The sequence below is a fragment of the Granulosicoccus sp. 3-233 genome, from assembly GCF_052681095.1.
On sequence record NZ_JBQYLE010000010.1, the window covers coordinates 11,782 to 24,024 of the forward strand.

Consider the following 12,243-nt stretch of genomic DNA (forward strand, 5'->3'; position numbering starts at 1 on the left):
AACCATCAAAACCATCAAAACCATCAAAACCATCAAAACCATCAAAACCATCAAAACCATCAAAACCATCAAAACCATCAAAACCATCAATACCATCAATGCCATCAATGCCATCAATGCCATCAAGGTAGCACCTGGTCATCCGCTGGACATTGACGATGGTCAAGAGTGAGCCGTTGTATCCGCAGACAGCTGTGTCGGTTCTGGACAGATCATTCCTGCATCGATCACGGGCGTATCGGTGCCGGATTGATCATTTCTGTGTTGATCCCGGGTGTATAGGTGCCCGACGGATCATTCCTGCATCAACCCTGGGGTCTCGGCAGCGGACCCGTCAATCCTGCGTCAAACCCGGATGAACAGTCCGAGACGATGCATCCTCCGGGACAAGGACTTCCAGCGCTTCTCGTTCAGTTGCCGCGTGAAGTCGGTCTGACCCACTGCCGGTAAACCAGTGCGGCAATGGTTGCCACGGCGATAACTGCGCAGGCGATCATCTTTGACAGCCCGTTCATGGTGCCGTCTATCATCCAGGCATGTACGAGGGTGGCAGTGACAACTACCACAGTCAGCGCGCTGTGGATCCGGTTCCAATGATGAATTCTTGAACGAAACCGCGAACGAAGAGCTGCTGACAACCCGGTCAGGGCAACAGCCACCAGAGCCACGACGCCATAAAGCGAAAACGGCGTCGGAGCTACCAGCAACAGGGCATCGCGCATGTCATCCGGGCTGGCCAGATACAAACCGAGGATATGCAGCGCCACCGCTGCCAGCAAGACCAGGCCCAGGCGGCGGTGCCAGCGTCTTGCCCGCGACGTCCCCAGACCGGGCAGAAAACCGGCTGCCAGCATGGGCTGGACAAACAACAGGGAAAGCGCCAGAACACCAGCCAGCGCCCCCGTGACATAGGTGAATTCGCGGCCCGCCTGTAGTGGGCTCAGCATGGCGAGTGTCAAGGGAAGGACAAGCATGCACACAGCCGCGCCCCACAGAATCCAGCGGATACGTCTCCACATGATGCATGACTACCTGTGCCGTCTAGGCTTCCACGAGAACGAAGTGTGCCTGCACACTGGTGTCCTGAGGGCTGCTCATGACCGGTCTGAGGAATACCGTCTTGAAGTCGGCATCGTCGTAGGCCAGATGCGCATGCGGTTGACCGAAATTGGGCACTATCTGAGACATTTCGAGTTGGAAGGAACCGTCGGCAGCCGTCAGTACACTGCCATGATTGCTGGGTTCTCGCTCACCACCGCGAGCTGTCGCGGCCCATATCTGAATTCGTACATTGGCCAGTGGATCACCAGCCCCGGCGTGGCGCACGGTTCCATGAACCAGAAATCCGCTCCCCAGATTATCGACCAACGGTGCCCCGGGAGAGTAATTGTTGCTGCCGCCACGCATCGACTCGGTGGGAGGCAGGCCATTGCTCGCCTGAACCGACGATATCAGCCCCGATCTGCCAGCGACCAGCGCTGCCACACCCAGGCCGGCACTACCCAGAAATGCTCGCCTGCTGAACGTCGAAGATTCCATCGTGCTCTCCTGTGATTCCTGATTACGATTGTACGGCGCCTGCCCGCCAGCGGTTTCCTGACAACATTCTGACACCACAAGACTCGGCGACGCCGGCAACCGAATCAGTGCTGAACGATAGGGTCCACGTCCTCTGACTACGAACAAGCCGGTTTGTTCGCAAGCAGACACTCGATTCAGGTAACGACCGTGGTTGCGAACAAGCTGATATGTTCGCAAGCAACACACGATTCAGGCAACGACCGTCACTGTAACCCGGCGGCACCTCCCTCTCGCCCCCCCATCCAGAGCACGTTTGAGGCTCAAACGAAAAAGGCGCCCGCAGGCGCCTTCTCCGATCACGAGCCCTGTTGGCTGCTACTTCACTTCACCAGGCCACGCAGAGTTTCCATCATGGGAGCAACGACAGGTGTCAATACAGCACCCACGCCATCCTTGGTCAATGCCGTATCAGACAGCGGTTTGAGACGTGCAATTCCGCCGTCGATGACCGAAGACAGGGGAGCCTTGGCAAAGTCCGGAACCTTACCCAGTTCCTCGGATATCTGCTCCAACTCCTGACTGGCTGCTTCCAGGCGAGGCAACACCGCCTTGGCGGATGCTTCATCCGAAGCACTTGCCAGAACCGAGTAGGTGGTACCGAACACACCACCCAGCTTGCGACTGATCCCTGCCAGGTTGATCGACCCACGGGCTGCAGTAGCCGATTGCACGATGGCGTCGCTGGCGGAGTCGGTATCGGATGCGTCCGCTACCTCTGCATCGGCAGTGTCGTCAGCGCTTTCCTCTGCAGTATCCGCCAACTCGTCACCCTCGCCGGCCTCTTCCGCCGACACATCGGCTTCTGCACTTGCCTCCTCGTCAGTTGGCGCAACATCGGCCGACTCGGCAAGCGCTTCTTCTTCGGCAGGCTGTTCAACCGGAACTTCCACCATCTCCTCGTCGTAGAGAGTCTGACCGGTTACCGGATCCGCGGCATAACGCATGGATGTTGCACCTCGCTCCGTTGAGTCAGTTGCAGCTTCACCAGTCGATTCAGTGGTGGAATCAGTATCTGATTCAGCGACAGTCTCCTCTTCGGCTGCCTGTTCGGTTACAACTTCCACCATTTCTTCGTCATAGAGCGTTTGACCAGTCACCGGATCTGTCTGATAACGCATGGATTTTCCGCTGTCGCCCGCTCCTTCAGCGGTAGATTCGGCAACGGCTTCCTCTTCAGCGGATGGCTCGGCGACCACCTCTTCTTCAGCTGACGCCTCGTCGACCACTTCCACCATTTCCTCGTCATAAAGCGTTTCACCAGTCACCGGGTCTGTCTGATAACGCATGGATTTCATGCCATCAGCCGGGCCATCGGACTCGGCTTCAGCTACCTCGTCAGCTGTACCATCAGCAGTCTCGGCAACGTCCTCTTCTGCTGCGGCATCCTCCGAAGATGCCTCCGCGTCGCTGGTGGCTACAGCCGATTCGGTCTCAGCGGAATCACCAGAGGACTCGTCTGCTGTAACGCCGTCAAGAGAGTCGGATGAGGCAATGTCGTCGGCAGCCGTTTCTTCATCGGATGCCGCTTCGCCGCTTGAGTCATTCGCCACAGCTTCCTCGGTCGACGCCTCAGACTCTTCCGTCGCGTCCGCAACAGCTTCCTCGGATGCCGCCTCGGTCTCCTCAGACGCATCTGCCACCGCTTCCTCGGTCGACGCCTCAGACTCTTCCGTCGCGTCCGCAACAGCTTCCTCGGATGCCGCCTCGGTCTCTTCGGTCGCATCGGCAACAGTTTCCTCGGTCGACGCCTCGGCCTCCTCCGTCGTATCCGCAACAGCTTCCTCGGTCGACGCCTCGGTCTCCTCAGTCGCATCCGCAACAGCTTCCTCAGTCGACGCCTCGGCCTCCTCCGTCGTATCCGCAACAGCTTCCTCGGTCGACGCCTCGGTCTCCTCAGTCGCATCCGCAACAGCCTCCTCCGAGGATGCTTCGGTGCTCTCGGCCGCGTCAGCCGCCGCTTCGTCCGTGGCTTCGTCCGTGGCTTCGTCCGTGGCTTCGTCCGTGGCTTCTTCCGTGCTATCAACAAGCTCGGCGACAGCCGCATCGCTCGACTCTGCCGTGTCGCCCACTGCGACATCTGCGACCGGCTCTTCGGCGCTCTCGGCCGAGTCCGCGGCCGTGGAGTCAACCACGCCCTGGGTTGCTGCCGTGTCTGTTGCCGGCGATTCTGCGACTTCAGTCGAATGCTCTTCCGGAGCGTGCGCTACCGTGTCTTCTGGCTCGTTGTCAAAAACAAGATTCAGTCCGATCCAGGCCAAGATCAAGGCTGCGGCAATCGGAATTACTTTCCTCCACATCGTCGTATTTTCTCCGTTCCTGTATGAAATCTCATCACGACCCCTTCACCATCGAACTCGGGCAGGGACGCACATAGTCCTAGATACTAATAGGAATGGGATTCTGAAAATACCGTTTTCCGGTATATTTTTGTCTTGAGCGCCGATATGACCCTGTTCGGCATCAGGTTCCCGTTCCCGGGTACATCCACGCAGAGCCGGCCACTACTCACTTCGTGGAAGCGGTCGCGAACTTTGCCTATCGAATCGTACATTCGGTAGACACCGTTGACTGTCGACCTGTCGAAGGGCCTGCTGAAGTGCTACGCCCCGAACCTGTGACGTTGCTGACGCATCCAGACTGACGGCCTGCGGCACTCCCGGATAGATGTACGACGATCCGAAACCCAGTGCCCGGCAGCCTCCGCAGAAGACACGTCAGAGCTTTGTCACCACGGCTGTTGTAAAAATCGCCACCCGGGGCGCATGCGAAGAACGCTGTTGCAAAGTCACGATCAGACACAGAACGAACTTTCTGCATTGCTGTCTTCTGTGCTTGTCGGCAGATGACGCGGAACCGATTCGAGCAAGGCCAGACCAGTCACGAAACACGGTTTGCCATGCAGGTTATTGCAACCGCAAACGGCTCCGATCTGTCAGCATTGGCCACCGGAAAAACCTTGATAATACAACTCCAATCCTTGGGGCAATCCACGCAAACGTCACTGACACAATCTTGCGGCATGAACGCACCTTGATCGTGCAAGCGGCTGAAAACGTACAAAAAGAGTGCGCTCGATGATGTCCGGCGCTGCCGGGAAGGTCCGAAGGCGTCCGTCCACATCGACGTGATTCGGATATCGAGTACGTCGTCATGGGCCAGCTTGTCGCTTGCACGTATACTGACACATTGACTATCGACTGAAACTACCTCAGGCACTTCCATCATGACTCACGACATTCTGAAGAATCGAAGACATTTTCTTGCACAGAGCGCCGCCATAATTGGCGCAGCAACGATCGGATCAGGCATCGGCCGCGCCCAGGCAGCCGAGACGCTGACGGTCGCCACCTACGGGGGCTATTTCGAAGACAGCTTCAAGTCCATCATCTATCCGGCCTTCACCGAAGAAACCGGCATCGAGATCGTTTCCGTACCGGAGCCCACCTCCGATGCCTGGCTCATCCAGCTGGAGACGGCGGCCAGGGCCAATAGCGCACCGGCCGATGTTTCCATGATTGCCCAGACTGCCATGCTCAAGGGTCAGAGCACGGAATTGTGGGCACCTCTCGACCTGGAAAAGCTGCCCAATCACACCTCACTGACACCGGATTTCATCCACACCTACAGTGACGGACGCGTGGATGGAATCGGAGCGGTTGCCTGGTACCTGACGCTGGTCAGCAATACCGATGTCTACCCGGAAGCGCCTTCATCCTGGGAAGAGCTGTGGAATCCGGACAATGAAGACAGTCTCGGACTACTGGCGCTGGCGAGTAATTCCTTTCTGCTGGAAATCACCAACGCCACCTTCTTCAAAGACCCCGAAATCCTGAAGAGCGAAGCCGGAATCGAAAAGGTTCTGGCCAAAATTGCCGAACTCAAGCCCAATGTTGCCCTGTGGTATCGCGATGAAGGACAGTTCCAGCAAGCCTTGCAATCCGGCGAAATTCCAATGGGTCAGTACTACCATGATGTTGCCGGACTCGCCGCAGCCGATGGTCATCCGGTTCGTTCCACATTCCCGGTCGAAGGTGGAGTACGGGATTCGGGTTGCTGGGCAGTATCCCGCGCCAGCAGTAAACAGGAAGCGGCCCATACCTTCATCAATTACATGTGTCGACCCGATGTACAGGCAACCCTAGCGCGCAAGGTCGGCACTTCACCCACGGTCAAGCGTGATCTGATGGATCTCACCGATGAGGAGTTTGCCAGCGTCTCATCGGTCGATACCCCGATCACTCCGGAATACGCCATGCACAATGAACGAGCCGACTGGTTGAATCAGGTGTGGACCGAAATGGTGACCAGCTGAATGAGCCTGCAGATAGCCGAAGTCGGAAAGAACTTCGGCAAACACGCCGCACTGCGCGATGTCACTCTGGACATTGCCAGTGGGGAGCTTATCTGTTTGCTGGGGCCATCCGGCTGTGGCAAGACCACCCTGCTGAGAATCATCGCCGGACTCGAGTCAGCCAGTCGTGGCAGCATCACGCTCGACGGTGAGGATCTCATGCAGCAGGCCGCCCATCAGCGCAACTTCGGCATGGTGTTCCAGTCACTGGCGCTGTTTCCGCATCTGACGGTCGAGGACAATATCACCTATGGTTTGCGCCTGCGGAAGATGCCTGCCGCAGCGCGTCGCCAGCGTGCTGCCGAGCTGCTTGACATGGTTCGCCTGCCAGGCGTGGCCAGGCGATCGGTGTCCATGCTCTCTGGTGGTCAACGCCAGAGAGTGGCCATTGCGCGGGCTCTGGCCATCGAACCACGAATCTTTCTGTTGGACGAGCCTTTGTCAGCGCTGGACGCCGGGTTGCGAGAGACAATGCAGATCGAACTGCGCGAATTGCAGCAACGCCTCGGCATCACAACGATCGTGGTGACGCACGACCAGCGTGAGGCCATGACAGTTGCCGATCGCATTGCTGTCATGAATGGCGGCACCATCCACCAGATGGGCAAACCGATCGACGTCTATCGCCGTCCCGCAGACCGCTTCGTTGCCAGTTTCATCGGCCAGACCAATCTGCTGCCAGCCAGCTGGCAGGGCGAGCAGCTCCTCGTCCGTGACACGCTGTTCAACCCGGACCAGGCTGCCCGTGACAACCGGCCAACCCAGCGCGACGGACACCAGACCTGGCTCAGCATTCGCCCGGAAGACCTGACCGTGCTGCCACCGGACATGGTCAGCCAGCCAGACACCGCCGTCATGGAGGCGCAGGTGCGCTTCATCCGCGATGTCGGTGCCAGCATAGAGGCGCATCTGGAACTGCCGGCACGAGACAGCCTGCCCTCGCAGAGTCTGGTCGCTCTGGTAAACCGCGAGCAGGTTCAGTCCCTCCAATCCGGCGACACGGCTCGCGTGCAGCTGGCTGCCGACAGCACTGTCGTTCTGGAATCATGAGCGCCATGGGCCTGAACTCCGCTCGGACATCGGCTATGCCCCAGCAGAGCTTCTCCCGAGGCGAGACCATGATGCTGGCATGGCCCATGATCATGCTTGGCGTGTTTTTCGTCATTCCCTTCGGCACCATGCTGGTGGTCAGCTTCTTCGAGCGTGTCCCGGGCGGATTCTTCCAGCCCGGTTTCACCCTCGAAAGCTACGCCCGCTTCATTGACCCCTTTTTCATCAAGTCGCTGGGCATGACCCTGATGATTGCAGGATCGGCATCCCTGCTATGTCTGGCACTGGCAGTGCCATTCACCTGGACGTTGAGCAGAATGCGTCATCATCATCGGGTGCTCTGGCTGATTGCCCTGCTATCGATTCTGTCGCTGTCAGAGGTGATCATCGGTTTTTCCTGGTCACTGCTGCTGTCACGGTCCACGGGCATCGGCAACATACTCGTCTGGCTGGGCATCGAGAACAGAGCTCCGAAGCTCTCTCCGGGTCTGGGGGCTGTGCTGACCGGCCTGTGCTACCTCGGCTTTCCCTACGCCGTGCTGATTCTGTTTCCTCAGCTGTCACGACTTGACCCTACCTTGCATGAAGCCGCTCGCATGCTGGGCGCCTCTCCTCGACGTGCCTTCATGAACGTGGTTCTGCCGAATATTGCCAAGGCACTGGTGGCGGCCTTCATCATGGTGTTCGTCTTCACTCTGGGTGCCTATCTGATACCCCAGCTACTGGGCAAACCGCAGCAATGGACCTTGCCCGTACTGATTGCCGATCAGGCCCTGTTCCAGTCCAACCTGCCTTTTGCAGCCGCCATGTCGATATTCCTGCTAGGCGTCAGTCTGAGTCTGGTGGTCTGTGTCGGCTGGCTGGGCCGCACAGGCACGCAGGAACGCTCCGAGGCCACCGACGCCACCTCCGACAAGGCATTGGGGGCTGAATCATGAACCGCCTGCTGAACCGTCTCTTTCTGGGCGCCATCGGGCTGTTCATGGCCTCGCCGATCATCATCCTGCTGGGAGTCTCCCTCAACGCGGAAAAACGTCTGGCCTTTCCGCCACAGGGGCTGTCACTGCGATGGTATCGGGAACTGTGGAACGATCCCGGCTGGCTCAATGCAATCGGCAACAGCCTGTTGATTGCCAGCCTGGCGGCCTTGCTGGCAACCTCCATTGCCGCGCCTCTGGCTTATGGACTGTGGCGCCGACGCTCGGTGTGGCTGCGACTGTTTCATGCCTTCGGTGTCGCACCGTTTGTCCTGCCGCCGGTCATCACCGCACTCGGACTGCTGAGTTTCTGGATCGCCGTCGGTGGCTACGGCGCCTTCTACAGCGTGGTCATCTCGCATGGCGTGTTCCTGGTCACCCTGCCTCTGGTCACCATCTCGCTGGGACTCGATGCCGTCAACAAGGAGGATCTGGAAGCGGCCGAGACACTGGGAGCCGACGCTGCCGACCGCTTGCGCACCATCATCCTGCCGCAGGTGATCCCCTACGCCATTTCAGGCGCCGCGTTTGCCTTCGTGCTGAGCCTGAACGAATACATCATTGCCTACATGGTGGCTGGCTTCACCGTTGAAACACTGCCCATCAGGATATTCAACAGCCTGCGTTACGGCTACACGCCCGCCATGACTGCGGTTGCCATCGTTTTTGCCGTGGTCACAGCACTCGTGTTCGGGCTGATCAGCCTGTTCGGTGATCTGCCACGGCTGCTGGGTGCCTGGAAGAGCAAGGACGACGCATGAGCAGCGAGACCTTTACCGCTGCGGTCGTGCAGGCGGCTTCCGTCTGTTTCGATCTGCAAGGCTCACTGGACAAGCTGGAATCCCTTGCCAGGGAAGCGGCGGACAACGGCGCCAGACTTGCCGTATTTCCGGAAGCCTTTCTATCCGGCTACCCATCGAGCCTGGACTGGGGCGGTCAGTCCGCTGCCATCCGCGAAGACGTCGCCGCCGCCGACTACGAACGCTACTGGCGCTCGGCGATCGAACTTGATGAGCAAGGTCACGTACAACTGTCCCGTATTGCCAGAGAGACAGGTCTGCACCTGGTGGTTGGCGTCATCGAGCGCGAGCAAGCCTCGCTGTACTGCACATCGGCGATGTTCGGCGCCGATGGCCGCTTTCTGGGAAAGCACCGAAAGATCATGCCGACCGTGGCTGAACGACTCGTCTGGACCCAGGGAGACGGATCAACGCTTGCCGCGGTGGAGACACCGCTGGGAAAACTGGGTTCGGTGATCTGCTGGGAAAACTACATGCCGTTGCTGCGCATGCATATGTACCAGCAGGGCATCGAGCTGTATTGCGCCCCCACGGCTGACGACGAGCCCGGCTGGACAGCCACCATGCAGCACATTGCCATGGAAGGTCGCTGTTACGTCCTGTCCGCCAATCAATTCACCAGGCGAGGTGACTTTCCCGCCGACTACGGCAACTTTCCGTCGGACGACACCGATTTCATTGTCAGCCACGGAGGGAGTTGCATTGTCGATCCCTTCGGCAAGGTTCTGGCTGGCCCTGACCACGAAGGCGAAACCATCCTGTATGCAGACATTGACCTGTCGGCGATCGTACGCGGCAAGTTCTATTCCGATGTAGTCGGACACTACGCTCGGCCCGATCTGCTCAGCATGACCGTGAACCTTGCCGAAATGCGCAACGTCAGAACCGCCGACGAACCGGGCTGACAGGCCGTCTGCTCGACCGTGTACTTCTTGCATCATCTGCCGGCCCTGCGTGTCGATACGCTACGTTAGCCGTTGATCGTCGCCCCTGGCACGGGCGATGACGTCAAGGCTACATTGCACGACTGTCCAGTATCCCGATCAGCAGTTCGCCCCGACGCTCTCACCAGGTGGCAGGGGAACTGTTGACACTTCTGATCCGGTTGTGCCGGTAGTCCGATCGAAACCACGGAAACAGAAGAGGCGCGAACGGACATGTCAGACAAGACACCCAAACCCACCACAACCGATGCCGGAATACCAGTTGCCAGCGACGAGCATTCCCTGTCGGTCGGACCGGACGGCCCGCTGCTGCTGCAGGATCATTATCTGATCGAGCAGATGGCCAACTTCAATCGCGAACGCATTCCCGAGCGGCAGCCCCATGCCAAGGGAGGTGGTGCCTTCGGCAGCTTCAAGACCACAGCCGATGTCAGCCAGTACACCAAAGCGGCGCTGTTTCAGCCCGGGGTGGAAACCGACGTTGTCATGCGGTTCTCGACGGTCGCCGGCGAACGCGGCAGCCCGGATACCTGGCGTGATCCTCGAGGCTTTTCCATCAAGTTCTACACCTCGGAAGGCAATTACGACATGGTCGGGAACAACACCCCGGTGTTCTTCATCCGCGATCCGATGAAATTCCAGCATTTCATCAGGTCACAGAAGAGGCGTGCAGACAACAATCTGCGCGATCACGACATGCAGTGGGACTTCTGGACGCTCTCGCCCGAGTCAGCTCATCAGGTGACCTGGCTGATGGGTGATCGTGGTATCCCCAAGTCCTGGCGTCACATGAATGGCTATTCCAGCCATACCTACATGTGGGTCAACGCCTCCAGTGAGCGCTTCTGGGTCAAGTATCACTTCAAGACCGACCAGGGCGTGGACCATCTGACCCAGGATGAAGCCGACCGCCTGGCAGGAGCCGATGCCGATTACCATCAGCGTGATCTGTTCAACGCCATTCAGGAAAGTCAGTTCCCGAGCTGGACCCTGCACATGCAGATCATGCCATTCGAGGAGGCGGCAAGCTATCGCTACAATCCCTTCGACTTGACCAAGGTCTGGCCCCACTCGGATTACCCACTGATCGAAGTCGGCAAGCTGACGCTTGATCGCAATCTCAGTGACTATCACTCGGAGAACGAGCAGGCAGCCTTCGAACCGAACAATCTGGTACCCGGCATCGGTTTGAGCCCGGACAAGATGCTGTTGGCTCGAGGTTTTTCCTATTCCGACGCCCACCGGGCACGCCTGGGTGTCAACTACAAGCAGATTCCGGTCAACCAGCCTGTAGCACCGGTTCACAGCTACTCGAAGGATGGCGCCATGCGCATGCAGAAGGTCTCCGATCCGGTATACGCTCCGAATTCCTACGGAGGACCTCAGGCAGATCCTCAACGCTACCCGGAAGATGCTGTCTGGGCCAGTAGTGGAGAAATGGTCAGAAGCGCCTACACCCTGCGTGAGGACGACGACGACTGGAGCCAGCCCGGTACGCTGGTGCGAGAGGTCATGGATGACGCTGCACGTGATCGGCTGGTGTCGAATGTGGTGGGTCACCTCAAGGCAGGTGTCTCCGAAAAGGTTCTGCACAGAGCGTTCGACTACTGGCGCAATATCGACAAGGATGTCGGCGACCGCATTGCGCAGGGTGTCAACGGCGACTGATTGCAGAAACGGCGGTGCTGTCAGGCTGGGTGAGCCTGGCAGCTCCACTCACCCTCCAGCACGTCTGGCAAGCCTTCCTTCCGGTGCCACCGTACGCCAGATAGATACGATCGGTATACGTATCAAGACTTTCAAATACCGAAAAGCCACAACAATACGTCCATGGCCTGCCGCTGATGAGCAACGCTGAATCGGCATTGTCATCAGCGGCAGGACTCTCAACGCGTATCAACTCTCAATCAACGAGGATTTCATTGTGGCCAGAATTGCACCAGTCAAACTTGAAAACGCCGATCAGGCAACCGCAGACACTCTGCGCGCTGTCGACAAGAAGATCGGAATGATCCCCAATCTGTTCGCAACCTTTGCCCAGTCTCCCACGGTCCTGAATGCCTATCTGGGTCTGTCCGAGGAACTGAGCAAAGGCAGACTCAACGCCAGTCAGCGCGAAATCGTGGCACTGGCAGTCGGTCAGGCAAACGCCTGTCAGTATTGCCTCTCGGCACATACCCTGATGGGCAAGGGAGCAGGTCTGTCCGACGAAGCCATCGCCAGGGCTCGCACTGGCGCAGCCGATGGCGAACTGGACAACGCCATTGCAGCGCTGGCCGTGAAAATCGTCAGGCAGCGTGGCGTTCTGAGTGACGACGACATGAAAAGCGCCCATGACGCGGGTGTGGACGACGGTCTGGTGATGGAAATCATTGCCAATGTGGCGCTCAACACCTTGACCAACTACACCAATCACATTGCCGGAACCGATATCGATTTTCCGGTTGTATCGCTCTAGGATCCAGCGTACGCCGGCCGGACATCGCAGCTTGCGATGTCCGGCCGGTTGGCTGCGACCGACTTTCGCTATCGGTCAGTAA

At 58.5% G+C, this 12,243-nt stretch carries 10 protein-coding genes; 7 read left to right on the top strand and 3 right to left on the bottom strand.

Features of this window, described 5'->3' with window-relative positions; translation table 11 throughout:
* Positions 1-410 precede the first annotated feature (410 nt).
* The 3 genes from ACUNV4_RS22370 to ACUNV4_RS22380 form a co-directional block, all read right to left on the bottom strand.
* Entirely contained in the window at positions 411-1,019 is a 609-nt protein-coding gene (locus ACUNV4_RS22370; protein ID WP_430880853.1) for a ferric reductase-like transmembrane domain-containing protein, read from the bottom strand.
* Positions 1,020-1,041: 22 nt separating this feature from the next.
* Entirely contained in the window at positions 1,042-1,539 is a 498-nt protein-coding gene (locus ACUNV4_RS22375) for a hypothetical protein (protein ID WP_430880854.1), read from the bottom strand.
* Between the two features lie 362 nt (positions 1,540-1,901).
* Positions 1,902-3,878 carry a hypothetical protein gene (locus ACUNV4_RS22380; RefSeq protein WP_430880855.1) on the bottom strand — a complete coding sequence of 659 codons (1,977 nt, stop codon included), beginning with the start codon at positions 3,876-3,878 and terminating at the stop codon, positions 1,902-1,904.
* Positions 3,879-4,804: 926 nt separating this feature from the next.
* Here ACUNV4_RS22380 and ACUNV4_RS22385 point away from each other — a divergent pair.
* The 7 genes from ACUNV4_RS22385 to ACUNV4_RS22415 all read left to right on the top strand — a co-directional run bounded on the left by ACUNV4_RS22385 (position 4,805) and on the right by ACUNV4_RS22415 (position 12,161).
* On the top strand, positions 4,805-5,893 hold the full coding sequence (locus ACUNV4_RS22385; protein WP_430880856.1) for an ABC transporter substrate-binding protein: 1,089 nt from the start codon (positions 4,805-4,807) through the stop codon (positions 5,891-5,893).
* Positions 5,894-6,982 carry an ABC transporter ATP-binding protein gene (locus ACUNV4_RS22390; protein WP_430880857.1) on the top strand — a complete coding sequence of 363 codons (1,089 nt, stop codon included), beginning with the start codon at positions 5,894-5,896 and terminating at the stop codon, positions 6,980-6,982. It begins immediately after the preceding gene.
* A 35-nt stretch (positions 6,983-7,017) separates the two neighbouring features.
* A complete protein-coding gene (locus ACUNV4_RS22395; RefSeq protein WP_430880858.1) occupies positions 7,018-7,920 on the top strand; it encodes an ABC transporter permease in 903 nt (300 codons plus the stop codon).
* Positions 7,917-8,720: an ABC transporter permease gene (locus ACUNV4_RS22400; protein WP_430880859.1), complete on the top strand. Its 804-nt coding sequence runs from the start codon at positions 7,917-7,919 to the stop codon at positions 8,718-8,720. Before ACUNV4_RS22395 ends, ACUNV4_RS22400 begins: the two co-directional genes overlap by 4 nt.
* Positions 8,717-9,664: a carbon-nitrogen hydrolase family protein gene (locus ACUNV4_RS22405; protein WP_430880860.1), complete on the top strand. Its 948-nt coding sequence runs from the start codon at positions 8,717-8,719 to the stop codon at positions 9,662-9,664. Before ACUNV4_RS22400 ends, ACUNV4_RS22405 begins: the two co-directional genes overlap by 4 nt.
* 252 nt (positions 9,665-9,916) lie before the next feature.
* Entirely contained in the window at positions 9,917-11,371 is a 1,455-nt protein-coding gene (locus tag ACUNV4_RS22410) for a catalase (RefSeq protein ID WP_430880861.1), read from the top strand.
* Between the two features lie 256 nt (positions 11,372-11,627).
* Positions 11,628-12,161: a carboxymuconolactone decarboxylase family protein gene (locus tag ACUNV4_RS22415; protein WP_430880862.1), complete on the top strand. Its 534-nt coding sequence runs from the start codon at positions 11,628-11,630 to the stop codon at positions 12,159-12,161.
* Positions 12,162-12,243 lie beyond the last annotated feature (82 nt).

Excerpts from the sequence above, each read along its gene's own strand:
- ACUNV4_RS22370 (WP_430880853.1), bottom strand. The coding sequence starts at position 1,019 with ATGTGGAGACGTATCCGCTGGATTCTGTGGGGCGCGGCTGTGTGCATG.
- ACUNV4_RS22375 (WP_430880854.1), bottom strand. The coding sequence starts at position 1,539 with ATGGAATCTTCGACGTTCAGCAGGCGAGCATTTCTGGGTAGTGCCGGC.
- ACUNV4_RS22380 (WP_430880855.1), bottom strand. The coding sequence starts at position 3,878 with ATGTGGAGGAAAGTAATTCCGATTGCCGCAGCCTTGATCTTGGCCTGG.
- ACUNV4_RS22385 (WP_430880856.1), top strand. The coding sequence starts at position 4,805 with ATGACTCACGACATTCTGAAGAATCGAAGACATTTTCTTGCACAGAGC.
- ACUNV4_RS22390 (WP_430880857.1), top strand. The coding sequence starts at position 5,894 with ATGAGCCTGCAGATAGCCGAAGTCGGAAAGAACTTCGGCAAACACGCC.
- ACUNV4_RS22395 (WP_430880858.1), top strand. The coding sequence starts at position 7,018 with ATGCCCCAGCAGAGCTTCTCCCGAGGCGAGACCATGATGCTGGCATGG.
- ACUNV4_RS22400 (WP_430880859.1), top strand. The coding sequence starts at position 7,917 with ATGAACCGCCTGCTGAACCGTCTCTTTCTGGGCGCCATCGGGCTGTTC.
- ACUNV4_RS22405 (WP_430880860.1), top strand. The coding sequence starts at position 8,717 with ATGAGCAGCGAGACCTTTACCGCTGCGGTCGTGCAGGCGGCTTCCGTC.
- ACUNV4_RS22410 (WP_430880861.1), top strand. The coding sequence starts at position 9,917 with ATGTCAGACAAGACACCCAAACCCACCACAACCGATGCCGGAATACCA.